The organism is Deinococcus aquiradiocola (genome assembly GCF_014646915.1).
In the GTDB taxonomy this organism is placed as follows: domain Bacteria; phylum Deinococcota; class Deinococci; order Deinococcales; family Deinococcaceae; genus Deinococcus; species Deinococcus aquiradiocola.
Window position 1 is genome coordinate 137,822 of the sequence record NZ_BMOE01000003.1, and the last position, 24,032, is coordinate 161,853.

23 protein-coding genes and 1 riboswitch are annotated in these 24,032 nt (G+C 71.2%); of the genes, 15 read left to right on the forward strand and 8 right to left on the reverse strand.

Annotated elements, in window-relative coordinates:
* Positions 1–5 precede the first annotated feature (5 nt).
* The 3 genes from IEY33_RS06220 to IEY33_RS19210 form a co-directional block, all read right to left on the reverse strand.
* A complete protein-coding gene (locus tag IEY33_RS06220) occupies positions 6–671 on the reverse strand; it encodes a LuxR C-terminal-related transcriptional regulator (RefSeq protein WP_188961417.1) in 666 nt (221 codons plus the stop codon).
* On the reverse strand, positions 664–2,091 hold the full coding sequence (locus tag IEY33_RS06225) for a sensor histidine kinase (protein ID WP_188961418.1): 1,428 nt from the start codon (positions 2,089–2,091) through the stop codon (positions 664–666). The genes IEY33_RS06220 and IEY33_RS06225 overlap by 8 nt, the downstream gene beginning before the upstream one ends.
* 229 nt (positions 2,092–2,320) lie before the next feature.
* Positions 2,321–2,698, reverse strand: coding sequence for a plastocyanin/azurin family copper-binding protein (locus IEY33_RS19210; protein WP_229670821.1), 378 nt, complete (start codon positions 2,696–2,698; stop codon positions 2,321–2,323).
* Positions 2,699–2,848: 150 nt separating this feature from the next.
* On the opposite strand from IEY33_RS19210, the gene IEY33_RS06235 reads away from it, so the two are divergent.
* Positions 2,849–3,847, forward strand: a complete 999-nt coding sequence (locus tag IEY33_RS06235; RefSeq protein WP_229670822.1) for an acetylxylan esterase — start codon at positions 2,849–2,851, stop codon at positions 3,845–3,847.
* 23 nt (positions 3,848–3,870) lie between these two features.
* Here IEY33_RS06235 and IEY33_RS06240 read toward each other — a convergent pair whose 3' ends face one another.
* Entirely contained in the window at positions 3,871–4,137 is a 267-nt protein-coding gene (locus IEY33_RS06240) for a hypothetical protein (protein WP_188961419.1), read from the reverse strand.
* A gap of 377 nt (positions 4,138–4,514) precedes the next feature.
* On the opposite strand from IEY33_RS06240, the gene IEY33_RS06245 reads away from it, so the two are divergent.
* From IEY33_RS06245 to IEY33_RS19580, 5 genes are all read left to right on the forward strand, one after another.
* Entirely contained in the window at positions 4,515–5,372 is an 858-nt protein-coding gene (locus tag IEY33_RS06245; RefSeq protein WP_229670823.1) for an FAD binding domain-containing protein, read from the forward strand.
* Entirely contained in the window at positions 5,369–5,860 is a 492-nt protein-coding gene (locus IEY33_RS06250; RefSeq protein ID WP_188961421.1) for a (2Fe-2S)-binding protein, read from the forward strand. The genes IEY33_RS06245 and IEY33_RS06250 overlap by 4 nt, the downstream gene beginning before the upstream one ends.
* Before the next feature lie 64 nt (positions 5,861–5,924).
* A complete protein-coding gene (locus tag IEY33_RS06255) occupies positions 5,925–8,273 on the forward strand; it encodes an aerobic carbon-monoxide dehydrogenase large subunit (protein ID WP_188961422.1) in 2,349 nt (782 codons plus the stop codon).
* A 180-nt stretch (positions 8,274–8,453) separates the two neighbouring features.
* Positions 8,454–9,146 carry a putative 2OG-Fe(II) oxygenase gene (locus IEY33_RS06260; protein ID WP_188961423.1) on the forward strand — a complete coding sequence of 231 codons (693 nt, stop codon included), beginning with the start codon at positions 8,454–8,456 and terminating at the stop codon, positions 9,144–9,146.
* Between the two features lie 247 nt (positions 9,147–9,393).
* Positions 9,394–9,669 carry a tRNase toxin domain-containing protein gene (locus tag IEY33_RS19580; RefSeq protein WP_505691147.1) on the forward strand — a complete coding sequence of 92 codons (276 nt, stop codon included), beginning with the start codon at positions 9,394–9,396 and terminating at the stop codon, positions 9,667–9,669.
* A 552-nt stretch (positions 9,670–10,221) separates the two neighbouring features.
* Here IEY33_RS19580 and IEY33_RS19215 read toward each other — a convergent pair.
* Positions 10,222–10,527: a tyrosine-type recombinase/integrase gene (locus IEY33_RS19215; protein WP_268238818.1), complete on the reverse strand. Its 306-nt coding sequence runs from the start codon at positions 10,525–10,527 to the stop codon at positions 10,222–10,224.
* Positions 10,464–11,270 (reverse strand): metallophosphoesterase family protein, encoded by an 807-nt coding sequence (locus tag IEY33_RS19220; RefSeq protein WP_229670825.1) that lies wholly within the window; start codon positions 11,268–11,270, stop codon positions 10,464–10,466. Before IEY33_RS19220 ends, IEY33_RS19215 begins: the two co-directional genes overlap by 64 nt.
* 177 nt (positions 11,271–11,447) lie before the next feature.
* Here IEY33_RS19220 and IEY33_RS06270 point away from each other — a divergent pair, with 177 nt between their 5' ends.
* From IEY33_RS06270 to IEY33_RS06280, 3 genes are read left to right on the forward strand one after another with little or no spacing between them, the layout of a single operon-like run.
* Positions 11,448–12,536: an XdhC family protein gene (locus IEY33_RS06270; RefSeq protein ID WP_229670826.1), complete on the forward strand. Its 1,089-nt coding sequence runs from the start codon at positions 11,448–11,450 to the stop codon at positions 12,534–12,536.
* On the forward strand, positions 12,533–13,462 hold the full coding sequence (locus IEY33_RS06275; protein WP_188961424.1) for an AAA family ATPase: 930 nt from the start codon (positions 12,533–12,535) through the stop codon (positions 13,460–13,462). Before IEY33_RS06270 ends, IEY33_RS06275 begins: the two co-directional genes overlap by 4 nt.
* Entirely contained in the window at positions 13,459–14,673 is a 1,215-nt protein-coding gene (locus IEY33_RS06280; RefSeq protein ID WP_188961425.1) for a vWA domain-containing protein, read from the forward strand. Before IEY33_RS06275 ends, IEY33_RS06280 begins: the two co-directional genes overlap by 4 nt.
* A 47-nt stretch (positions 14,674–14,720) precedes the next feature.
* Here IEY33_RS06280 and IEY33_RS06285 read toward each other — a convergent pair whose 3' ends face one another.
* Both IEY33_RS06285 and IEY33_RS19525 read right to left on the reverse strand, forming a co-directional pair.
* Complete coding sequence (locus tag IEY33_RS06285) at positions 14,721–15,476, reverse strand: TVP38/TMEM64 family protein (RefSeq protein WP_229670827.1); 756 nt, start codon at positions 15,474–15,476, stop codon at positions 14,721–14,723.
* Positions 15,473–17,380, reverse strand: a complete 1,908-nt coding sequence (locus tag IEY33_RS19525; protein WP_188961426.1) for a GAF domain-containing protein — start codon at positions 17,378–17,380, stop codon at positions 15,473–15,475. Before IEY33_RS19525 ends, IEY33_RS06285 begins: the two co-directional genes overlap by 4 nt.
* Before the next feature lie 222 nt (positions 17,381–17,602).
* Here IEY33_RS19525 and IEY33_RS06295 point away from each other — a divergent pair, with 222 nt between their 5' ends.
* From IEY33_RS06295 to thiD, 6 genes are all read left to right on the forward strand, one after another.
* Positions 17,603–18,370, forward strand: a complete 768-nt coding sequence (locus IEY33_RS06295) for a type 1 glutamine amidotransferase domain-containing protein (protein ID WP_229670828.1) — start codon at positions 17,603–17,605, stop codon at positions 18,368–18,370.
* A gap of 111 nt (positions 18,371–18,481) precedes the next feature.
* Positions 18,482–18,598, forward strand: a riboswitch (TPP riboswitch).
* A 64-nt stretch (positions 18,599–18,662) separates the two neighbouring features.
* Positions 18,663–20,588, forward strand: coding sequence for a phosphomethylpyrimidine synthase ThiC (gene thiC, locus IEY33_RS06300; protein ID WP_229670829.1), 1,926 nt, complete (start codon positions 18,663–18,665; stop codon positions 20,586–20,588).
* Entirely contained in the window at positions 20,585–21,460 is an 876-nt protein-coding gene (thiE, locus tag IEY33_RS06305) for a thiamine phosphate synthase (protein WP_188961428.1), read from the forward strand. Before thiC ends, thiE begins: the two co-directional genes overlap by 4 nt.
* On the forward strand, positions 21,457–22,263 hold the full coding sequence (locus IEY33_RS06310; RefSeq protein ID WP_188961429.1) for a thiazole synthase: 807 nt from the start codon (positions 21,457–21,459) through the stop codon (positions 22,261–22,263). The genes thiE and IEY33_RS06310 overlap by 4 nt, the downstream gene beginning before the upstream one ends.
* On the forward strand, positions 22,260–23,174 hold the full coding sequence (locus tag IEY33_RS06315; RefSeq protein WP_188961430.1) for an NAD(P)/FAD-dependent oxidoreductase: 915 nt from the start codon (positions 22,260–22,262) through the stop codon (positions 23,172–23,174). Before IEY33_RS06310 ends, IEY33_RS06315 begins: the two co-directional genes overlap by 4 nt.
* A complete protein-coding gene (gene thiD / locus IEY33_RS06320) occupies positions 23,171–24,016 on the forward strand; it encodes a bifunctional hydroxymethylpyrimidine kinase/phosphomethylpyrimidine kinase (protein WP_188961431.1) in 846 nt (281 codons plus the stop codon). Before IEY33_RS06315 ends, thiD begins: the two co-directional genes overlap by 4 nt.
* The last annotated feature ends 16 nt before the right edge of the window (positions 24,017–24,032 follow it).

A 24,032-nucleotide genomic window follows, 5' to 3' on the forward strand; every position in this document is an offset into this window, starting at 1 on the left:
AGGGGTCAGCGGTTCGCCTCGCGCTGCGCGATGAGCGCCGCCTCCACCCGGTTCCGGACCTGCAGCTTCTGCAGGATGTTCGTCATGTAGTGCTTCACGGTCTTCTCCGTCAGGTCCAGGTCCCGTCCGATCTCCTTGTTGCTGCGCCCGCCCGCCACGCCCTCCAGAATCTGCCGTTCGCGCGGCGTCAGGTCGTGCAGCGGCCCGGCCCCCTCCCGCCGGGCGCTCGCCATCTCCACGAGCACGCCCGCCGCGAGGGCCGGCGTGATGTACACCTCGCCCGCCTGCACGGCCCGCAGGATCTGCCGCAGTTCGCGGCCCGCCACGCCCTTCAGGATGTACCCGCGCGCCCCGCCCTTCAGGGACGCGAGCACGTCCGACTCCTCCTCGCTGAAGGTCAGCATCACGATCTTCGTGACGGGACACGCGGCCGATACCGCCCGCAGCGCGCTCAGCCCGCCGCCCGGCAGGTTCAGGTCCAGCAGCAGCAGGTCCGGCAGCAGCGTCGTCGCGAGCGTCAGCGCCTCGGGGCCGCTGCTGCCCTCACCCACCACCTCCAGATCACCGTCACTGCCGAGCGCGGCCGCCACGCCCTCCCGGAACAGCGGGTGGTCGTCCACGATCACCACCCGCACCCGGTCCGGCCGCCCGTCTTGCACGGGGTCAGTCATGGTCGCCCTCCGTCCCGCCGAGCGGCAGGGTCGCCTCGGCCCGCGTGCCGCCGCCCGGCAGGGCACGCAGCGAGAAGGTCCCGCCGAGACTCTCCGCACGTTCACGCATCCCGACCAGCCCCAGATGCCCATCGAGCGCCTCGCCGTCCCACGACATGCCCTCCCCGGCATCACTCACGTGCAGGTGCAGCGCGTCCCCCTGCACGAAGGCCTCCACCCGCAGCGGGGCCCGCGCGTGCCGGGCCGCGTTCGCGAGCGCCTCCTGCACGATGCGGTACGCGGCGATCTTGAGCGGCAGGGACGCCCCGTCCGGCAGGGCGTGCAGCTGCAGGTCCGCCGGCGTGTCCGTCCGGCGGCGGTGGTCGCGCACCGCGCGCTGCAGCGTGCCCGGCAGGTCCAGCGGTTCCAGGTCCGGCAGGCGCAGGTCCGTCGCGATGAGCCGCATCTCGCGCAGCGCCGACGCGAGCGACCCCTCCAGCGACAGCAGGTCGCGGTCGGCGTCCACGCTCAGGCCCCGGAAGGCCGACAGGCTCTCCAGCCGCAGCAGCGCGTAACTCAGGTCCTGCGCCGGACCGTCGTGCAGGTCGCTCGACACGCGCCGCAGGAACCGCTCGCTGTGCGCCGCGTGCCGGGCCGCCGCGCGCCGCACGCGGACGTTCAGCGCCCCGTTCTGCACGAGCAGCGACTCCAGCGTCCGCACCTGCTCCTCCAGCCGCACCTGCTGCGCCCGGATGGTGTCTGACCCGCGCCGCACCAGTCCCGACAGCGTCAGGTACGTCAGGAGGGCGGCGCCGCCCACCACCAGCCAGCTGCGCAGCTGCGCCGCCCGGATCTCCCGTTCGAGCGGCCCGGCCAGCTGGTAGAACTCCGCGACGGCGATCACGCGCGCCGACCCCTCGGTCCGCATCGGGGTGTACGTCTCGATCAGCCGCGAGTACCGGCCGCGCTGCGACGCGTTCTCCGACTCGCGCAGGTCCGTGATGTCGCTCGACACCTCGCCCCGCCACGCCCGCACCTGATCTTCCTTGACGGGGAACACCTTCCCGGCATTCTCGCCGTACACGACGCGTCCGCCCGGCGCCCAGATCTTCACGCTGACGATCTCGTGCCCGAGCGGCGTGCGCGCCAGCAGGTCCTCGATGGCCGCCACCCGCCGGGGAGGCAGCCACGGCCCCTCGCCCAGCTCCTGCAGCTGCGTCACGAGGAAATTCTCGACGTACAGCGACGTGGTGGCCGCCGTGCGGTGAATGACGCCCTCCCGGATCTGCAGGCCCACCCACCAGCCGGTCACGAGCATGCTCGCGAGCAGCACCAGCAGGCTCGCGAGGTTGTACTGCCCGGCCAGCGTCAGGCGCCGCGCCGGGCCGCGCAGCAGGCCCCGCCACCGACCGGCGGGGGAGAGCGGAACCGTGAGGGACATGCCGCATTATCGTCCTCGCGGCCCGCCCGCACATCCAACCAAGGTCGGGGCAGGACGGGCCGCGCGTCAGGACAGCCGGGCACAGTCACCGGAAGGTCATACGGTTTTGAGCTGAACTCGTAGAGTTCAGCCGAGCGAAGCGAGCACCAACAAGTCCGGTGTTGAGGAGGTGGAAGGGATGTCGGTGCTGTTCCCGGCATCCCTGGAATCGGATCAACACCGTATCAGGTCACTGGAAGGTCAGGTCGCTCTTCATGCCTTTGCCTTCGTGTCCCGGCACCGGGCAGTACGCGTTGTACGTCCCGGCAGGCAGGTCGATGGTCAGGGTGGTCTTCTCGCCCGCCTTGAGCCAGCCGGTCGAGATCTCGAAGTCCTTCCCGCCGATCTTGCCTTCCACGGCGAGCGCGTGCGGGTACTTGCCAGTGTTCGTCACGGCGAAGGTGACGGGGCCCGTCACCTTCATGCTTTCCAGGCCCATCGTCCACTCGTTCAGGTTCACCTGCACGACGGTCGGCTTGGCGGGCGTGGGCGCACTGCCCTGCGCTCCGGCGGCCGTGATGAACAGGGTGACGGCGAGCAGGGCCCCTGCGGTGCGTTGAATGTTCATGCGTGCTCCTCGCGGCCGGACCCGCGCCGCGCCCGACCGGCCGACCTCACGGTGAGGTGGGCGCGGCGCGCGGCAGGGACGGTCCTGCCGTCATTACACGCCTGCGGGGGGGCGCCGCACACCGACCTTGGTCGGGTGGCGGTCCCACCCATGGTCGCCCTCCTGTACAGTGCCGTCATGCACTTCGACCTGCCGCTGGAGCAGCTGGAGGGGTACGACCCCCGCGAGACCGCGCCGCACGACTTCCTGCCGTTCTGGCAGGAGACGCTCGCGCAGGCGCGCATGCACGACCTGAACGCCCGCTTCGACCCGCTCGTCACGCCGCTGCGGCAGGTGGAGGTGCAGGACGTGACCTTCTCCGGGCACGGCGGCGCGCCCATCCGGGGGTGGCTGCTGACGCCCGCCGGGACGACCGGGCCGCTGCCGTGCGTGGTGGAGTTCATCGGGTACGGCGGTGGGCGCGGGCACCCGACTGACTGGCTCACCTGGCCGTCCGCCGGGTACGCGACCCTCGTGATGGACACGCGCGGGCAGGGCACGGCGTGGCGGCAGGGCGACACGCCGGACCCCGGCGCGGACGGCGCGCCGCACCTGCCGGGCTTCATGACGCAGGGTATCCGGCACCGCGACACCTACTACTACCGGCGGGTCGTGACGGACGCCGTGCGTGCCGTGGAGGCCGCCCGCACGCACCCGCGCGTGGACGCCGCCCGCATCGCCGTGAGCGGCGGCAGTCAGGGCGGCGGGCTGGCGCTGGCCGTGGCGGGACTCGTGCCGGACCTCGCGCTGTGCATGACGGACGTGCCGTTCCTCACGCACTTCCGGCGCGCCGTGACCCTGACGGACAGCGCGCCGTACAGCGAGATCGCGCAGTACCTCCGCATTCACCGCACGCGGGTGGACGAGGTGATGGGCACGCTCGCGTACTTCGACACGCTGCACTTCGCGCCGCTCGCCATGGCGCCCGCCGTGTTCTCGGTGGGCCTGATGGACGCCGTGTGCCCGCCCAGCACCGTGTACGCCGCGTACAACCGCTACGCGGGCCGCAAGGAGATGCACGTGTACTCCTTCAACGGCCACGAGGGCGGCGAGGGCACGCACCTGCAGGTGAAGCTCGCCGCCCTGAACGCGCACCTCCCGCTCGACTGACTGGCCTCCCTGCATGCAGGGCGTTACCCGAAGTCCGGCTCGTCCCGGCCCTGCCGGTCTGTCCGGACGTCGTCCCGCGGAGGCTGCCGTGTCGCGAGAACCCGCGCGCCGCTGCGGGGCGTCTGCCGGATCAGGATCAGGTCCACCCGGAAACGGTCCAGCACGTCCAGAATCTCCGTGCCGGGCGGCGGGGTGCCCGCCTCGAGAAAGAGGTCGATGACGGCACGCTCCCGGCCTGCCGGTTCGACGTGCGCGATCAGGTCCACCTCGATCCGCGCGTCACGCGGCATGACTCCCCCCGGGGTGACTTGGGCGGTGAACGTGCATGGACTCGGCAGGCATGGCCCCTCCTGAGTGCGAACCGACCGTCCGACCGAACGGGAAGGTCCCGTTCCCGCGTGCCGTTCGCGTGTCTTTGATTCCCAGCTTACAGAATCCTTGACGCCCGCACCCAAAGCTCCGATAAAGGGCCTCTCATGCAAAAGCGGATCGCGCTACACTGTGGATGCAGGAACAATCCAGCGTGACCGTTCGCATGCCGGGCGTCCCTGGACCCATCCCGAGCCATTCCCCTCAGCCGGGACGGCGCGGCCCTGCATGCCGTCCCAGTCCCACATCGTCCTGAAGATCCCGAGGAGCGTTCATGTTTCCAGTCAGCTTCGAGTATGTGAGATCCACCTCCGTCGAGGAAGCCCTCGCCGCCCTGCAGCAGCACGGCGGCGACGCCCGCGTGCTCGCCGGCGGCCAGAGCCTCATCCCCGCCATGCGGTACCGCCTCGCGCGTCCCGCTGTGCTCGTCGACATCAACCGCGTGCAGGGCCTCGACACCCTCCACGAGGCCGACGGGCACCTGCACATCGGCGCGACCCTCCGCGACGCCCGGCTCGAATTCACGCCCTGGATCGCCGAACGGTACTCGCTGCTCAGCGACGTGAGCCGCGTCGTCGCGGACCCCATCGTGCGCCACATGGGCACCGTCGTCGGCAGCGTCTGCCACAACGACCCCTCCGGCGACTGGACGGCCGCCGCGCTCGCCGCGCGCGCCACCATGACCGTGCAGGGCCAGGACGGCCCGCGCGACGTCCTGATCGACGACTTCCTGATCGACGCCTTCCAGACCTCCGTGCAGGACGGCGAACTGGCCATCGCCATGCGCCTCCCCACACCCGGCCCGCGCACGCAGGGCTCGTACCAGAAGATCGAACGCAAGGTCGGCGACTACGCCACCTGCGCGGCCGCCGTGCAGCTCACGCTGGACGACGCCGGACTCATCAGCGCCGCCGGGGTCGCCATCACGGCCGCCGCGACCACCGCCATCCGCGTCGCGAAAGCCGAAGCGATGCTTATCGGCCAGCGCCCCACCCTGCAACTCCTGCAGGACGCCGCGATGGAGGCCAGCATCCTGTCCACGCCCGTCGCGGACGCGCGCGGCAGCGTCGCCTACAAGAAAGACATGGCGCGCGTCCTCGTGCTGCGCGGCCTGAAGCAGTCCCTCACCCGCCTGAACGCGGAGGTCACAGCATGAACGTCACCATGACCATCAATGGCCGCAAGGTCAGCGCCGACGTCGAGGAACGCACGCTGCTCGCGTACTTCATCCGCGAACAGGGCCACCTGACCGGCACGCACGTCGGCTGCGACTCCAGCAGCTGCGGCTGCTGCGTCGTCCTGCAGGACGGCAGCCCCGTCAAGAGCTGCACCGCCTTCGCCGTCATGGCCGAAGGCAGCGACATCCGCACCGTCGAGGGCCTCGCGCAGGGCGGCACGCTGCACCCGCTGCAGCAGGCGTTCACGGACCAGCACGGCCTGCAGTGCGGGTACTGCACGCCCGGCATGCTCATGACGAGCCTCGCGCTGCTGGAACGCAACCCCAACCCCACCGAGCACGAGATCCGCGAAGGCCTCAGCGGAAACCTCTGCCGCTGCACCGGCTACAACAACATCGTGAAGGCCGTGCAGCAGGCGGCCGGCACCATGGGCGCCCAGACCGCCGATACCGCCGCCGCCGACTGAAACGGAACGCCGCACGGTTCCCGTCCGGCCCGCAGCGCCCGCAGACCACAGCACAGGAGGGAGCATGACCAGCACCGAGAAATTCGCGATGGGCAAGAGCATGAAGCGCCGCGAGGACCCGCGCTTCATCCAGGGTAAAGGGCATTACCTCGACGACATCAACCTGCCGGGCCAGCTGTACATGGCGCTCGTGCACAGCCCGTACCCGCACGCCAACATCCTCGGCATCGACAGCAGCGAAGCCATGAAGGTCCCCGGCGTGGTCGCCGTCGTGACCGCCAAGGAACTCAACGCGCACGGCGTGGGCCGCCTCCCCACCTTCCACGGCTTCGACCAGCAGATGGTCCTCGCGGACGGCAAGGTCCTCTACCAGCACCAGGAGGTCGCCGCCGTGTACGCCGAGACGCGCGAGGCCGCCTACGACGCCGCCGAACTCGTCGAGGTGGACTACGAGCCGCTGCAGGCCGTCGTGACGCCCCAGCAGGCCAAGACGGACGAGACCATCATCCGCGCGGACCGCGAACAGCAGACGAACCACATCTTCAACTGGTCGGTCGGACAGCAGGACGCGACCGAGCAGGCGCTCGCGGGCAGCGACCACGTCGTGCGCCAGCACATCAAGTATCAGCGCGTGCACGCCGCGCCGCTCGAACCGTGCGGCTGCGTCGCCGAGTTCGACGTGATGGGCCGCCTGAAGTTCTACGTGACCTCCCAGGCGCCGCACGTGTACCGCACGGCGCTGTTCCTCGTGACCGGCATTCCCGAAGACAAGATTCAGGTCATCGCGCCGGACCTCGGCGGCGGCTTCGGCAACAAGGTCCCCGTGTACCCCGGGTACATCTGCGCCATCGCGGGCGCCCTCGTGATCGGGCGGCCCGTCAAGTGGATCGAGACGCGCACCGAGAACCTCACGAGCAGCTTCGCGCGCGACTACCACATGGACATCGAACTCGGCGCGACGAAAGACGGCAAGCTCACCGCCCTCAAGGTCCTCACGGACGCCGACCACGGCGCCTTCGACGCGGCCGCCGACCCCAGCAAGTACCCGGCCGGGATGTTCGGCATCATCACCGGCAGTTACGACATCCCCACCGCGTACGCGAGCCTCGACGCGTACTTCACGAACAAGATGCCGGGCGGCGTCGCGTACCGCTGCTCCTTCCGCGTCACGGAAGCCGCGTACTGCATCGAGCGCGCCATGGACATCCTCGCGGACGACCTGAACATCGATCCCGTCGAACTGCGCCGCCGGAACTTCATCCAGCCGGAACAGTTCCCGTACCAGTCGCCGCTCAGCTTCACGTACGACAGCGGCGACTACGAGAAGACCATGGACGTCGCCCTGGAACGCATCGGGTACGCGGACCTGCTCAAGGAACAGGCAGAGAAACGCGCGCGCGGCGAACTGATGGGCATCGGCATCAGCACCTTCACCGAAGTGACGGGCGCCGGACCGTCCAAGCACTTCGACATCCTCGGCATCAAGATGTTCGACGGCGCCGAGATCCGCATCCACCCGAGCGGCGCGGGCATCATCCGCACCGGCACGAAAAGCCAGGGGCAGGGCCACGAGACGACGTGGGCGCAGATCGTCGCGGAGGAACTCGGCCTCGACCCGCAGAACTTCCAGGTGGAGGAAGGCGACACCGACACCGCCCCCTACGGTCTCGGCACGTACGCGAGCCGCAGCACGCCCGTCGCGGGCGGCGCCCTCGCCCTCGCCGCCCGCAAGATCCGCGACAAGGGCCGCAAGATCGCCGCGCACCTCCTCGAAGTGGACGAGATGGACCTCGAATGGAAGGACTACCGCTTCCAGGTGATGGGCGCCCCCAGCCGCAGCGTCACCATGAAGGAAGTCGCGTTCGCGGCGTACACCAACCCCGGCGAGAACGAACCGGGTCTCGAAGCGACCCTGTACTACGATCCGCCCAACATGGTCTTCCCGCACGGCACGTACATCGCCGTGGTGGACGTGGACCGCGAGACCGGCGAAACGAAGGTGCGCCGCTTCATGGCCATCGACGACTGCGGCACCATCATCAACCCCATGATCGTGGAAGGCCAGGTGCACGGCGGCCTGACCGAAGGGTACGCCATCGCGTTCATGCAGGAGATCCCCTACGACGAGGACGGCAACAACCTCGCCACGAACTTCACCGAGTACCTCGTGCCGACCAGCCTGGAAACGCCCAGCTGGGAGACGGGCCACACCGTGACGCCCAGCCCCCACCACCCGATCGGCGCGAAGAGCGTCGGCGAGAGCCCCAACGTCGGCAGCCCCGCCGCGTTCGTGAACGCCGTCATCGACGCGCTCTCCCCGCTCGGCGTGCGCCACATCGACATGCCGCTCACGCGCGAGAAAGTCTGGAGCGCCATCCGCGAAGCCGAAGCCGCCCAGCCCGCCCAGGCCTGACCCGGAACGCCACCCGAACCCCGTGACCCGGCCCGGCCCACCACACCACCAGGGCCAGGACCGCCACGGTCAGCACACCACGCAGCGCCCACCACAGGCAGGGGGCCGGACGGAACCGTCAACACACCGACGGCCCGCTCCGGCCCCCCGCCTCACGCCCCCACCACCCCGCGAGGCCGAATGACGACCCACACCCCGAACCTCCAGACGCTCTGGCCCACCCCCATCCTGCACACCACCCTCCCCGACCATCACGACGTGAACGCCGACCTGCTCGACCTCTTCGCGCGCCACCGCGACACGCACCCCGGCCCGCAGGGCAACGTGTACTCCAGCGGCGACGACCTCCTGCAACGCTACGACCACCCCGCCCTGAAACACCTGTTCAGCTTCGTGTCCCGCTCCGTGTTCGAGGTCGCGCAGACCGTGAACGCCTCCGCCTGGGCCGCCCTGCCGGACCTCAGGCTCCAGATGCGCGTCGTCGGCGCATGGTTCCAGATCCAGAACCGCTACGGCTTCCACGACATCCACACGCACGGCAACTGCTCATGGAGCGGCGTGTACTACGTCCAGATCGACGACACCGCCGAACGCGCCCGCCACCCGCACCTCGGGACACGCAACGGCATCACGCGCTTCTACGGCCCCAACCTCACCCTGCTCGGCGGCGCGTACCAGGACCTCGGGAACGCCTACATGCAGCAGGTGCACCACGACGTCCAACCCGAAAGCGGCACCCTGATCGTCTTCCCCAGCTGGCTGAACCACAAAGCCCTCCCCTACGACGGACAGAAGGACCGCGTGATCGTGAGCTTCAACGCCCAGGTGCACGGCCAGAGCGGCAACCAGACCGCCGGATACGGCTTCGCCTGAACTTTGACACCCTGTCGAGAGGGAACGGGTGTGCAGGTCCCTCCGGAGCGGCGATAAGATCAAGGAGGCTGATAGACGCCCGGGCCAACGCCATCCAGCAGACCCAGGAGATGTTCAATCTCACGGTTGACGAGGCCATACGTTCTACGTCGAGGAGGATGGGTGGCTGGTCCATAACACCGGGCCCTGTGGCCCAACTCTAGACGACGTTGTTGCCTCCGCTCTGAATCCCTCACCCGCGAAAGGGTTGACTCAGGCAGGACATTCACTGCAATCGCATTCGGGACGTGCGGGTAGTCTTTTTCCAAAACCAACTGGTGTCAAGAACCCCGCCGCATACAATGCTCTTGGCCAAGAAGTTTTGGAGGAAATTCTTACCAATCCATCTACAAATGTGGTTTCTTGGAACCACAAAACGTATGGGCCAATTACGGAATATCGTAATAGGGCTCTTGGTATGGGAGTGCGTACCGACGCAAAGGGAAACTTCATCACCTTTCTCGACCCTAATCCAAACTGGTAGCGTGATCCATGAGTGAGCGAAATAGGTATAGCTTGGTTGTTGCCACAAATCCAGCCAGAGACAAACTCGTCGTAGAAATGGCAGTAGGCGAGGACATAGTTTTTGAGTTTTTTATCGAGGGAGGCAAAAGGCATCTAGCAATCTATGTGGAGCATAGTAAGCCACCTATCGAGACTGACGCTGATGTATTTTTTGAAGCTTTGCAAGATGCTTACGCAGATGTGAAAACCCTTCCTGGAAACAATACTTAACGACTCTCCTTTCCTGCACCTGCATTAACTATCATTACAAATAGCGCCACGTTCTCCCAACTCTGACCTCTATGAATGGGCCGCTCCAATTTCCGGAGCGGCCTATTCCTTTTCATCTACGGTGCTAAGTAGCTGGCTGATATGAACTGATGCATCTGCACCCTTGCTCGCTTTGCTTTCGGCTCCCCGTTTTTCCCTACTGGGGCGAAGGCGGGAACAGGATGAACCGAACGAGCCTCCACTCATGGACCAATCTTCACCAGCCAGCTACTTACCGAGGTGCTACCCTGCCCATTTCTGCTCAGCTTGCCTTGTCCTGCTGGATCAGTTCTGCCAGGCAGGGCGCAGCTTCCCGGCGCTGCTCGTCGTACAGGTGGGTGTACACCTGCATGGTGAAGCCGAAATTGGTATGCCCCAACCGATCTGCAATCACTTTCGGCGTCACTCCTCTCAAGGCCAGCAGGCTCGCGTGGGTGTGGCGCAGGTCATGCAGGCGGATGACCGGAACGCCCGCCACTGTGCTGAGCTGATGGAAGGTACGGGTCAGGGGAGGCGGAGCGTGAAGCCTGGGCCGCCGGCGAAGAGTGCGGCGTCCACGTCGGTGCAGCGGCCCTGGGCGTACACGTAGGGTTCGGTGACGTTCGCGGCGGGCTGGCCGTGCAGCAGGAAGACGGGCGTGTGGCCGTGGACGAGGCGGGTGCAGCCGCTCGCGCCGAGCATGGCCTGCAGGTTCGCTTCGGCTTCGTCGTCGGGGAGGACGTCCGGCATGAATTCCTGTCGGCGGGCGAAGTTCGCTTCGAAGGTGCCGCGCAGGGTGGCGTCGCGGCTGTGCAGCAGGGCGTGTCCGGCGGCGTTGATCTCGTCTGGTGTGTCGCCGAGGTCGAGGTACATGGTGGTGTCGGCGTGCATGAGGAGCGTGTCGCCCACGCGGGCCAGCAGGGGCCGTGCCCGCAGCCACGTGAGGTGTTCGGGTGTGAGGTGGGCGGCGTCGCTGGCCTGTCCGCCGGCGTGGTCCTGCCACAGTTGCCGGAAGGTCCAGGGTTGGCCTGCGATGGTCAGGTCGGGGACGGTCTCTTCGGGGAGGTCCTGGGCGTTGAGGAGGATCACGTCGTGGTTGCCGAGGAGCGCGCCGACGCGTCCGCCTGCCGTTTGCGCCTGGGCCTGCAGGTCCATCACGCGTTCGATGACGCCCACGCCGTCCGGTCCGCGGTCGGTGTAGTCGCCGAGGAACCACAGTTCGTCCGTGCCGCCCGTCCAGCGGTGGTCCCGGTCCGTGAGGCCTTCGGCCTGGAGGAGGGTGTCGAGTGCCGTGAGGCAGCCGTGCGTGTCACCGATCACATACACTGTCACGCGCGCCATCCTAGTGCATCGGGCGGAACGGTGCGGGTCGTTTTCTGTCCGGGCGGAGCCGCGTTCGGGTCGTCTTCAGGGCGGGTGGCGCAGCGTGCGTGGACGCAATTGCGGCGGGCCGGGGAGCGTAGAATGAAGTTCCCATGAAGCGATGCCTGATCGTTCCGGAGTGTCCGCGTGTCCTTTGACGCCCTGTCCCGCGCGGATCATCATGCCCGCGTGGCGCGCCTGGAGGCCGAGGGGGCGCGGTTCGTGACGGCGACCGTCGTCCTGCGGCGCGCGCCCGTGTCGTCTCACATGGGGGACCGCGCCATCGTGCACGAGGACGGCCGCATGGAGGGCTTCGTGGGCGGCGCGTGTTCCCGCGAGATCGTGCGGCGGCAGGCGCTGGAGGTTCTCGCGGGCGGCTCGCCGCGCCTCGTGATGATCCGGCCGGACGCGGCCAGCGAGCCGGATGCGGGCCTGGAGGCCGTGGTGGTCCCCATGACCTGCGCGAGCGAGGGGTCGGTGAACGTGTACCTGGAGCCGCACCAGCCGGCCCGGACGCTGCTGGTGGTGGGCCTGACGCCCGTCGCGGAGATGGTGTACCGGCTCGCGGCGGCGATGGGTGAGCGCGTGCAGCGCGTCGTGACGCGCGAGGAACGCCGGGACCTGGAGCCGGGCACGCCCGCGCTGGACCTGCCTGCCCTGACGGACGCGCTCTCGGCGCTGAGCGCGCCCGCGCGGGCGCAGGTGTCGGCGGTGGTGGCGTCGCAGGGGCATTACGACGAGCTGGCGCTGGAGGCGCTGTTGCGCGGCGGCGTCACGAACCTCGCGCTGCTCGCGAGCCGCAAGCGCGCGGCGTCGGTGCTGGACCTGCTGCACCTGCAGGGCGTGCCGGAGGACCTGACGGCCCTCATTCGCGCTCCGGCGGGCCTGGACCTGGGGGCGCGCACGCCGGGCGAGGTGGCCGTGTCGATCCTGGCGGGTCTGATCGCGGACCGGCAGGGCCGCACGGTCCCGCAGGGTCAGGCATCGCAGCCCGTCACGCTGCCCCCGGCCACTCCCCCCGCCCTGATCCCGGCGTCCCCGGTGGCGGCGGGCCCCGCGCGGGCCGCCCGGGAGGGGTACGCGATCAGCCCGGTGGACGGCGAGGAGGTCGAGATCGCCACGGCCCTCCACCATGCCGACCACGGCGGCGTCCGGTACTACTTCAGCTGCCCGAACTGCAAGCGCCGCTTCCTGAAGGACCCGGCCCGGTACCTCGCGCCCGCAGGTCCCGCGTGACGCTCAGCCCGGACGTCCTCACGGCCCGCTTCGCGGAGCACGGGCACGTCGTGTCCGAGGAGTACGCGACGGCCCTCAGCCTGAGCCTCACTCTCCAACGGCCGCTGCTGGTGGAGGGCCCGGCCGGGGTCGGCAAGACGCAGAGCGCCCGCACGCTCGCGCAGGTGCTCGGCACGCGCCTCATCCGCCTGCAGTGCTACGAGGGCCTCGACGCGCAGAGCGCCCTGTACGAGTGGAACTACCCCCGTCAGCTGCTGCACCTGCGCGTCCACGACGCTGGCCCCGACCGTCCCGCCGTGACGGACGTGTACTCCGAGAGCTTCCTGCTGCGCCGCCCACTGCTGGAAGCCATCACGCAGGACACGGCCCCCGTCCTGCTGATCGACGAGGTGGACCGCGCCGACGAGGCCTTCGAGGCGTTCCTGCTCGAACTGCTGTCCGAGTGGCAGATCAGCATTCCCGAACTCGGCACGATCCGTGCTGCGCACCCGCCGCACGTCATCCTGACCGGCAACCGCACGCGCGACCTGAGCGACGCGCTGCGCCGCCGCTGCCTGTACGCGTGGCAGGCGTACCCCAGCGCGGACGAGGAACGCCGCATCCTGCACGCGCGTCAGCCGGACCTGCCCGAACGGCTCGCCGTGCAGGTCGTGGCCGTCATGGCGGCCCTGCGCGCCCTGCCGCTGCGCAAGACGCCCGGCGTGGCCGAGACGCTCGACTGGGCGCTCGCCCTGACCAGCCTGGGCCGCGACTCGCTCGACGAGCACACGCTGCGCCTCACGCGCGGCTGCATCCTGAAGGCGCGGGAGGACTGGGCGACCCTCGACGCGAATATCCCAGCCCTGCAGGCCGCGTGGGGCGGCACGCCCGCCGCTTCCGCCCGGCCCGACACGGATTTCGGGATCGGGTCGGTGCGCGTGCGGTGACGGGCCGCGCCCCCCGCGCCGCGACCCTCGACGCGAGCGTCCGCGCGTTCTGCACCGTGCTGCGCGACCGGCACGGCTTCCCGCTCGGGCCGGGCGACACGCTCCTCGCACTGCAGGCCGTGGACGCCGTCGGACTGGCGCGTCCCGGCCCCGTCCGCGCCGCGCTCCGCGCCGTGTGCTGCGCGCGCGCCGAGCACCTGCCGATCTTCGACGAAGCCTTCGACCGGCACTTCCTGGGCGGGCGCGGGGCGGCCCCCACCCGGCAGGACGACCTGCCCGAAACGAACTTCGGCTTCCCCAGCCCCCCGGACCCGGACGTGGCCCGGGACGCGCCCGACGGCCGCAGCGGCGAGCAGCGCACCCTGACGCCCGGCACGCGCCCCGGCGAGGAGAGCGGCGAGACGGGCAGCGGCCCGGCCCGCCACGCTCCCGCAGGCGACGAAGCCGACACCGACGGGGGAGAGGCCGCGCGCGCCCAGGCGAGCGCCGAGACCGGGGACGGCCACGCGCCGGACGCGGCCCGCACGCTGGACCGCGCGTACGACGCGGCCGCCCGCGAGTTCCTGCACCACCTGCGCCTCCGGCCGCAGCGGCGCCTCACGCACGCGGCACGCGGCACGCGCCTCGACCCGCGCCGCACCCTGCGCGCCGCCCTCGCCACCGAGGGCGAAGCGTTCCGCCTGTACTGGCGGGCACGCGCGCCGCGCCGCGCGAAGGTCGTGCTGCTCATCGACGCGAGCCGCTCCATGGACGCGCACGCGCAGGACGCCCTGCGCTTCGCGGCGGCCCTCAGTCGGCGCACGCATGCCGCGCACACCTTCAGCTTCTCGACCGGTCTGCACGACCTCACGCCGGACCTGCAGGCCGGACGCGACCTGCCGCCCCTGCGGGCCGCGTGGGGCGGCGGCACGCGCATCGGCCCGAACCTGCAGGCGTTCCTGCAGGCGCACGGCGACCGCCTGCTCGGCCCCGGCACCATCGTCGTGATCGTCAGCGACGCGCTCGACGTGGGCGACACCGCCCCCCTCGCGCACGCCATGAGCGAACTCGCGCGGCGCAGTGCGGGCGTCCTCTGGCTCAACCCGCTCGCCGCGCACCCCGGCTTCCAGCCGACCGCGCGCGGCATGGTGGCCGCCCTGCCGCACCTGACGCTGCTCGCGCACGCCGACACGCACGCCGAGTACGCCGCGCTGCGCCTCCCCGGCCGCTGAGACCTCGTCTGCTTCGTTCCGGAGCGGTGGGCGGGTGAACGGGCCGGTCAGTCCGTCTTCTCTCCTTCTGCCGGCATGGCTGACCCGTTCGCTGCCCGGGCTTGCCGCGCCGTCCAGAGCCGCACGCCCGCCACGCCCGCCGTGAGGATGCTCACGCCGACCACCCCCCACACCAGCCGGGACGGTGTGGCCGCCAGCCATACCACCAGCGCCGTCGCGGGCAGCGCGCCCACCGCCGACGCGAGCAGGAACGGCAGGAACGGCATGCCGACCGCGCCCGCCACGAGGTTCATCACTTCGGCCTTCAGGGCGGGCATCAGGCGCACGAGCAGCACCGCCTGCCAGCCGCGCTGCGCCGCGAAGCGCTCGGTGCGCGCCGCGAGACGTTCGCCCGTCAGGCGCCGCACGAGCCTGCCTCCGGCCGCCCGGCCCACCGCGTACCCGAGGACCGCACCGAGCATCGTCCCGACGTACACGATCAGGAACCCGCCCCACACCCCGTACGCGAGGGACGCGATCATCACGTCCGCCGCGGCGGGCAGCACCGGCAGGACCGCCTGCACCAGCATCCCGCCCACCAGGGCCACCGGCCCCCACATCCCGAAGCGGTCCACCCACGCGTGCCGGACGAGCGCGTCGTCGCTGCTCAGGGCGCGCCACGCATCCGTCAGGAAGGCCCGCACGTCCGGCACGAGCAGCAGGGCCGCCGCGCACAGCAGCAGCAGGGCGGGCGGCAGCCAGCGGCGCAGCAGGCGCGCGGACCGGCCCGCGTCCGGCACTGTGCCCGTGCCGGTCGGGGTCACGCGCGCGGCGGGACGCGCAGGACGTACCCGCCGAGCCGCACCGAGCGGATCACGTACTCGCTCGTGAGTGTCAGCAGTTTCTTTCGCAGGCTGCTGACGCTGAGGTTCAGGGCATTCCCGGCCTCTTCCGCCGTGCGGTTCCACACGGTGCGGCACAGGTCCGCGCGGCTGAACATCTGCTCCGGGCTGCTCGCCAGGACGGCCAGCACCTGCGTCTCCTTGAGGTTCAGTCTCACCTCGCGGTCCAGGACGCGCACCGTCTGCCGTGCCGGGTACAGCACCAGCGGTCCGCAGCGGACGGGGGCGGCCATCAGGTCGTCCAGGGTCGGCTGGGTCGGCAGCGGGCGCTCGACCTGCGCCGTCCTGACCTGGGACGCGTCCGGTGCCGGGCGCTGCAGGGCGCGCTGCTCGTAGCGGCGGCGTTCCGCGAGTTCCAGCGCCTCGCGCACGCCGGGCGCCTCGTTGCCGATGGCCGTGCCGGTCTGCACGGTCACGCCCGAGAAGTGCGCGAGGCGCAGCACCGGCAGGGCCGACTGGATGGCCGTCTCCACCTCGCACTGCCACGCGGAGGGCGTCATCGCCTGACCGAGCTGCGACACGAGCGCGAACTCGTTCGCGCCTGTCCGGAAGAGCTGCACGCCGCCCGCGAGGTCCGAGGAGAGCGCGATCGAGAAGAGCCGCACGAGCGCGTCGCCGCGCGCCTGCCCTTCGGCCTCCAGCACGCTGCGGTACCCGGCGAGCGAGATGGACGCGAGGCCCGCGAGGCCCTGCGCGGGCAGCGCCTTGAGGGCCGCGTCGAGCGCCTGCCGGTTCCCGAGGCTCGTGAGGGGGTCCGTGAACGCCGACTCGTGCATCATGCGCCGACGTTCCTGATTGCTGAGCGATGCGCGCAGGCTCCGCGCGGCGGCCTCCAGCAGCGCGCGGTCCTCGGCACTCCACGGTTCGTTGCGGCGCAGGCGCGTGAACATCACGATGTACGACTGGTCCTCGAAATGTCCGAGCGGCAGCCACGCGACGGCCGTGATGCCCAGGCCCCGCAGTTCCGGCACCGAGTCGGGGTGCGTCTCGTACCGGTCCACGAAGTGCGGCCGCTGCTGGTCGAGCACGTGCCAGAGTGCGCCCGTGCCGCGCTTGAGCAGCGACGGAATCCACGAGGTGAGCATCTCGCCTTCGGGATTCGCGGCCCACACGGCCGCGATGGACGCCTCGTCGCCGCGCACGATGCTGAGGTTCCCCCAGTCGATGCGGGCCACGCCCGACACGAGTTCCAGCACCCGCGTCACGAGGTCCATCGGCGGGAGCTGCAGCAGCAGCAGTTCCGACACGCCGAGCAGCACCTCGCTGTACGCGTGACTGTCGCGCAGGGAGCGCATCAGCAGCGCGTTCGCCTGCGATTCGCGTTCCAGCTGAAGGCCGCGCAGCCGCAGTTCCAGTTCGTCCATCACCAGGGCCGCGAGGTCCTGCAGGACGCCGCGTTCGTCCGCCGTGAGGTCCGGGCGCGGCACGGTGTCGATGATGCACAGCGTCCCGAGCCGGAAGCCGTCGTGGGTCTCCAGCGGCGCGCCCGCGTAGAAGCGGATGTGGGGATGGCCGGTCACGAGCGCGTTGTCCCGGAACCGGGGGTCCTGCCGGGCGTCCTGCACGACCAGCACTTCGCTCGCGTCGAGTGCGTGCGCGCAGAATGACAGTTCACGCGAGGTCTGCCGCAGGTCCAGGCCCAGGCACGCCTTGAAGAACTGGTGTTCCTCGTCCACCAGCGACACGAGCGCGATGGGGGTCCGGAAGAGCCGGGCCGCGAGGGCCGCGATGCGGTCGAAGGCCGTTTCCGGCAGGGTGTTGATGACGGCGTACCTTGCGAGCGCCTCCAGTCGGCTCTGTTCTGTGGTGGGGTTCAGGACCGTCATGTGACTCTCACTGTACGTGGACGCTCTGACAAGAGCCTGTCAGCGCCGGGCACTCCACCTTCATGCCCGGGCCGCCAGACGCGGGCCGGGTCCACCGTGCCCTGCGCCCGCGGTCCTGACGCCTCCGCCGTGACACCCGATGAGAGACGGCGCAAGCCTTCCTCAACGCCGCGCCGATCAATCAGACAATTGCCCTGACGCGCCGAGCTTAAGGTGGGCCCCGTGAAGAACATCCTCGTGATCCTGTCTAGCGAAACCCAGCTGCCCCTCAAGGACGGCAAGACGCACGCCACCGGCTTCTACCTCAACGAGTTCGGCGTGCCCGCCCACCGCCTCGTGCAGGAGGGCTACACCCTCACTGTCGCCACGCCCAGAGGCAACCGCCCTGCCATGGACGCCGGAAGCGACGTCAAGGACTTCTTCAAGAGCGAAGAGGAGCACCAGAGCATCAAGGCTTTCGTGACGGACCTGCTCGACCGGGGCGTCGTGAAGCTCTCGGACGCCGCCGCCGACCTCTCCAAGTTCGACGCGGTGTTCCTGCCGGGCGGGCACGCCCCCATGATCGAACTGATGCGCGACGCGGACCTGGGGCGCGTGCTGGAGCACTTCCACGCCCGCAGCCTCCCCACGGCCCTCATCTGCCACGCGCCCGCCGCCCTGCTGGCCGCGCAGCCCGACGCGGCCGACTTCCAGGCGGCCCTGCAGCGCGGCGAGACGCCTGCCAGCAAGGGCTTCCTTTACGACGGCTACAAGGTCACGGTCTTCGCGAACACCGAGGAGCAGGACGCCGAGAAGGGTTTCGAGGCGCCCATGCAGTACTACCCGGCCGACGCGCTGAACGCGGCGGGCGCCCTCGTGCTGAACGGCGACAAGTACAGCAGCCACGTCGTGCGTGACCGTGAACTCATCACGGGCCAGAACCCCATGAGCGACGAGGAGTTCGTCGAGGTGTTCCTGAAGGCGCTGGACGAGCAGGCCGCGCAGGCCTGAGCTTCCCGCAGGCAGGGCGGCGCCGCCGGTTTCCCCCAGGGGTCCGGCGGCGCCGTCCTGTTGTGTGGAGGCGCTTCGTCTTGACGCGCGCGGCCCGCGGTGCTATTCCTGAGCCGTCACCAGGGGTGTCACTTCGGAATCGTCCGGGGTGGCTGAGAGTGCCGCAGGCACGACCCTAAGAACCTGATCTGGCTCATACCAGCGGAGGGAGCGTGACGTGCCCGAACATCACGCCGTCCCGCCCGCCGGGGCGCGCCGGGCATTCCCTCCGCCGGACCTGGAGGGCATGCCCATGACGAACCCCACCCCCACCCGCGACGCGGCCGAACAGCTCGCCCTGGACGCCCTGCACCTGAGCGCGCGCCCCTTTCCCGCCAGCACGAAGGTCCACAAGGCGGGCACGCTGCACCCGGCCGTGCGCGTCCCGCACCGCGAGATCACCCTGGGCCCCACCCTGGAACACGTGGGCGGCCTGACGCGCGCCACCCCGAACGCGCCGCTGCGCGTGTACGACACGGGCGGCCCGTACACCGACGCGGCCTTCGTGCCGGACCTGCGGCGCGGCCTGCCCGTCGTGCGCTCCTGGCTGCAGCCTCACCCCGACCTGGAGGCGCTGCCGGAGCACTCCAGCGCGTACACCCGCGCGCTCCACGAGGACGGCGGCCCGCTGGTGTTCCCGGCAGCGCGCGCGCCACTGCGTGCCCGGCCGGGCCGCAACGTCACGCAGATGCACGCCGCGCGGACCGGCGTCGTCACGCCCGAGATGGAGTTCGTCGCCATCCGCGAGAACCTCCGCCAGCAGGCGGCATTCACGGACCGGCACGCGCACGCCGGGGCGGGCTTCCCCGGCCTGCCGCAGGCCAGCATTCCGCGCGAGGTCACGCCGGAATTCGTGCGGCAGGAGGTCGCGCGCGGCCGGGCCGTCATTCCCGCCAGCATCAACCACCCGGAACTGGAACCCATGATCATCGGGCGGAACTTCCGCACCAAGGTCAACGCCAACATCGGCAACAGCGCCGTCACGAGCAGCGTCGCCGAGGAGGTCGAGAAGATGGTCTGGGCGACCCGCTGGGGGGCCGACACCGTCATGGACCTCAGCACCGGGCGGCACATCCACCGCACGCGCGAGTGGATCCTGCGCAACAGCGCCGTCCCGATCGGCACGGTGCCCATCTACCAGGCGCTGGAGAAGGTGGGCGGCGTCGCCGAGGACCTCACGTGGGCGCTGTACCGCGACACGCTGATCGAGCAGGCGGAGCAGGGCGTGGACTACTTCACGGTGCACGCGGGCGTGCGGCTCGCGCACCTGCCGCTCACCGCGCGCCGCCGCACGGGCATCGTGTCGCGCGGCGGCAGCATCCTCGCCAAGTGGTGCCTCGCGCACCACCGGGAGAACTTCCTGTACACGCACTTCGAGGAGATCTGCGAGATCATGGCGGCGTACGACGTGACCTTCAGCCTCGGGGACGGCCTGCGGCCCGGCAGCGTCGAGGACGCGAACGACGCCGCGCAGTTCGCGGAACTGGACACGCTCGGCGAACTGACCGCCGTGGCGTGGCGGCACGACGTGCAGACCATGATCGAAGGGCCGGGGCACGTGCCGCTGCACCTGCTGCAGGAGAACATGGCGCGCCAGTTCGCGGTGTGCCAGGAGGCGCCCTTCTACACGCTCGGGCCGCTCACGACGGACGTCGCGCCCGGGTACGACCACATCACGTCGGCCATCGGCGCGGCCGTGATCGGCTGGATGGGCACCGCGATGCTGTGCTACGTCACCCCGAAGGAACACCTGGGCCTGCCGGACCGGGAAGACGTGCGCGAGGGCGTGGTCGCGTACCGGGTGGCCGCGCACGCCGCCGATCTCGCCAAGGGCGTCCCGGGCGCGCAGGACCGCGACAATGCCCTGTCGCGCGCCCGCTTCGAGTTCCGCTGGGAGGACCAGTTCAACCTGTCGCTCGACCCGGAACGCGCCCGCAGCTTCCACGACGCGACCCTGCCTGCCGAGGCCGCCAAGACCGCGCACTTCTGCAGCATGTGCGGCCCGCACTTCTGCAGCATGAAACTCTCGCACGAACTGCGCGGCGCGGACGTCCTGGCGGGCCTGGAAGCCAAAGCGCAGGAGTTCCGCGAATTCGGCAGCGCCTTGTACCTGAATGCCCCGGACCTGAATGCCCCGGACCTGAACGCCGCTGACCTGAGCGCCCCGGAGCGCCCGTGACCGCGCCCGTGTTCCCGGCCCCGCTGCCGGGCGGGCCGGGCCGCCTGTACCTCGTGGCGACGCCGCGCCCGGAGTTGCCCGAGGACGAGTTCGTGGCGCGGGTGGAGGCCGCGCTGGACGGCGGGGTGGACACCCTGCAGCTGCGCTGCAAGGACACCGAGGCCGTCCCGTACCTCGCGCTCGCCGCGCGCCTGCGCCCGCTGTGCGAGCGGCGCGGCGTGCCGCTGTACATCAACGACCGGCCCGACGTGGCCGCCGCGTGCGGCGCGACGGGCGTGCACCTCGGGCAGGGCGACCTGCCGCCCGCCTTTGCGCGCGCGCTCGCGCCGCACCTGCAGGTCGGGCGGAGCACGCACGCGCCCGCCCAGGCGCTCGCGGCCCTGCAGGACGCGCCCGCTTACGTCGCGGTGGGACCGGTGCACGCCACGCCCACCAAGCCGGGCCGCGCGGCTGCCGGACTGGACTACGTCCGCTGGGCCGCCCGTCACGTCCAGCTGCCATGGTTTGCGATCGGCGGGATCGACGCGGTCACCCTGCCGGACGTCCTGCAGGCCGGCGCTCGCCGCGTGGCGGTGGTGCGCGCCGTGCTGGACGCCCCCGATCCCGCCCGTGCCGCGGATACGCTGAAGGCCATGCTGGACGCCTTCCCGCTCGCCGCATATGCCCAGGCCGCCACCCTGACCGTGAACGGCGAGGCCCGCCCCTGCCCGCCGGGCCTCACCCTGCACGCCCTGCTGCGTGACCTGAACGTGGACGCGTCCCGCGTCGCCGTGGCGCACAACGACGACTTCCACCCCGGCGCGCGCGTGCCGGACGCACCGCTCCTGCCGGGAGACGTGCTCGACATCGTGCGCGTCACGGTGGGCGGATGACGGCCCACGACTCCCTCGTCGTGGCGGGCCGCCCGTTCGCGTCGCGGCTGATGCTCGGCACCGGCAAGTTCCGCGACCATCACGTCATGCGGGACGCCATCGCGGCGAGCGGCGCGCAGATCGTGACGGTCGCCATCCGGCGCGTCGAACTGAACGCGCCGGGCCACGAGGGCCTCCTCGACCGCCTCGACCTGGACCGCCTGCAGCTCCTCCCGAACACCGCCGGGTGCCGCACGGCGGCCGAGGCGCTGCGCGTCGCGCGGCTCGCCCGCGCCCTGACCGGCGTGGACTGGGTGAAGCTGGAAGTCATCCCGGACGCCCGTTACCTGCTGCCGGACAGCCTGGAGACCCTGCGGGCCGCCGAGGTGCTGGTGGGAGAGGGCTTCACGGTGCTGCCGTACGTGCAGCCGGACGCGGTGCTCGCGCGGGCGCTGCAGGCGGCGGGCTGCGCGACCGTCATGCCGCTCGGCAGTCCCATCGGGTCGGGGCGCGGCCTGCTCACGGCGGCCCTCGTGCGGACGGTGGTGGAGGCAGTGGACGTGCCGGTCGTGGTGGACGCGGGCCTGGGCGTCCCGAGCGACGCGGCGCAGGCGATGGAGCTGGGCGCGCAGGCGGTCCTCGTGAACACGGCGGTCGCGGAGGCGCACGACCCGGTCGGCATGGCGGCCGCGTTCGGCCTGGCCGTGCAGGCGGGCCGCGCCGGGTTCCTCGCGGGGCGCATGGAGGTCCGCGACCACGCGAGCCCCAGCAGTCCCGTGACGGGCGTGGTGCGCCTCCCCGACCCCGAAGTGCCGCTCCCGTGACGGCGCGTGACGGGACGGGCGTCGCCGTGATCGGTGGCGGCCTGATCGGGGCGTGCGTCGCGGCCGAACTGGCGTGGGCGGGCGAGCGCGTCACGGTGTTCGACCCGGACCGGCCGGGCGCGGCGTGGGCGGCGAGCGCCGGGCTGCTCACGCCGACGCACGAGGACCTGCGCGGCACCCCGCTGGACGGGGACGCGGTCCTCAGCCTGGCGCTCTGGCCGGACTTCGCGCGCAGGCTGGAGGCGGCGTCGGGGCAGGCGGTGCACCACCGGCCCGCCCCGCCGGGGCGCGGCTTCGGTCCGCTCGAAGGGCAGGTGCACCCGCCGTCCGTGCGGGCCGCCGCGCTGGCGGGCCTGGAGGTGCGCCGCGAGGAGGTCCTGCACCTGCAGGAGGACCCGCGTGGCCTGAAGGTCCGCACGGACGCTGGCGAGGAGGTGTTCGCGGCGGGTGTCCTCGCGTGTGGCGCGTGGAGTGCCGCGTTCGGCCTGCCGGTGCGCGCGGTGTGGGGCGAGGCGCTCCTGCTGCCGGGCAGCGGCGCGCCCCTGCCCCGCTACGCTCCCAGGCGCGCGGGCCGGGCGGCGCACCGGCGGTACGCGCTGGACCGCCCGGACGGCGTGTATGTCGGCGCGACGGCCCGGCCGCAGCCGTCCCCCGCGCCGGGCGGCTGGTCCGACCGCTGGCTGCTCGGTGTGGCGCGCGACCTGCTGGGCGACCTGCCCCCGGGTCAGGCCGTGCGGGGTCGCCTCGCCGGGGCGCGGCCCGTCACGCCGGACGGGCAGCCCATCGTGGGGCCGCACCCCGACTGGGCGCGGGTGTTCGTGGCGACGGGGCACGGGCGACACGGGGCACTCCTCGCGCCCCTGACGGCCCGCCGCGCCCTCGACTGGCTGCGGGCCGGGGTGGCCGGGTGAAGCGCGTGGCGCTCACCGTCGCCGGGTCCGACTCGGGCGGCGGGGCGGGCCTGCAGGCCGACCTGAAGACCTTCCAGGCGCACGGCGTGTACGGCGCGTCGGTCGTGACGCTCGTCACGGCGCAGAACACGCGCGGCGTGCGCCGGGCCGTGATCCTCACGCCGGACGTGGTGCGCGACCAGCTGGAGGCGGTCCTGGACGACTTTCCGGTGGCGGCCGTGAAGACCGGCGCGCTCGGGGACGCGGCCACCGTCGCGGTCGTCGCGCAGGTGCTGCGCGGGCGCAACCTGCCGCTGGTGGTGGACCCCGTAATGATCGCGAAGAGCGGCGACGCGCTGCTGCAATCGGAGGCGGTGAGTGCGCTGCGGGAGCTGCTGCTGCCTCTGGCGGCGCTCGTGACGCCGAACCTGCCGGAAGCGGAGGTGCTGCTGGACCTCGCGCCCGGCGCGCTGCACGCCAGGGACGGGCTGGCGCGGGCGTTGACGACGCCGCTGCCCTGGCCGGCCCTGCTGAAGGGCGGGCACGGCACGGGCGACGTCCTGACGGACCTGCTGTGCCTGGGCGGAGAGCCGCGCCGCTTCGAGGGTCGGCGCGTCGTGACGCGGCACACGCACGGGACCGGCTGCACCCTGTCGGCAGCGGTCACGGCACGCCTCGCGCTCGGGGACAGCCTGCCGGACGCGGTGGAGGCGGGGCTGGCGTACCTGCGGGCCGCGCTGCTGGAGGCGCCCGGGCTGGGGGCGGGTGCCGGGCCGCTGGAGCATTCGCCGTCCGGAACGTGGGGCCGTACCCCCCCTGAACGGGGGGATTCTGTCACCGGTCCGAGGACGCATGTCCCGTGACCGTCCCCGACCCCCA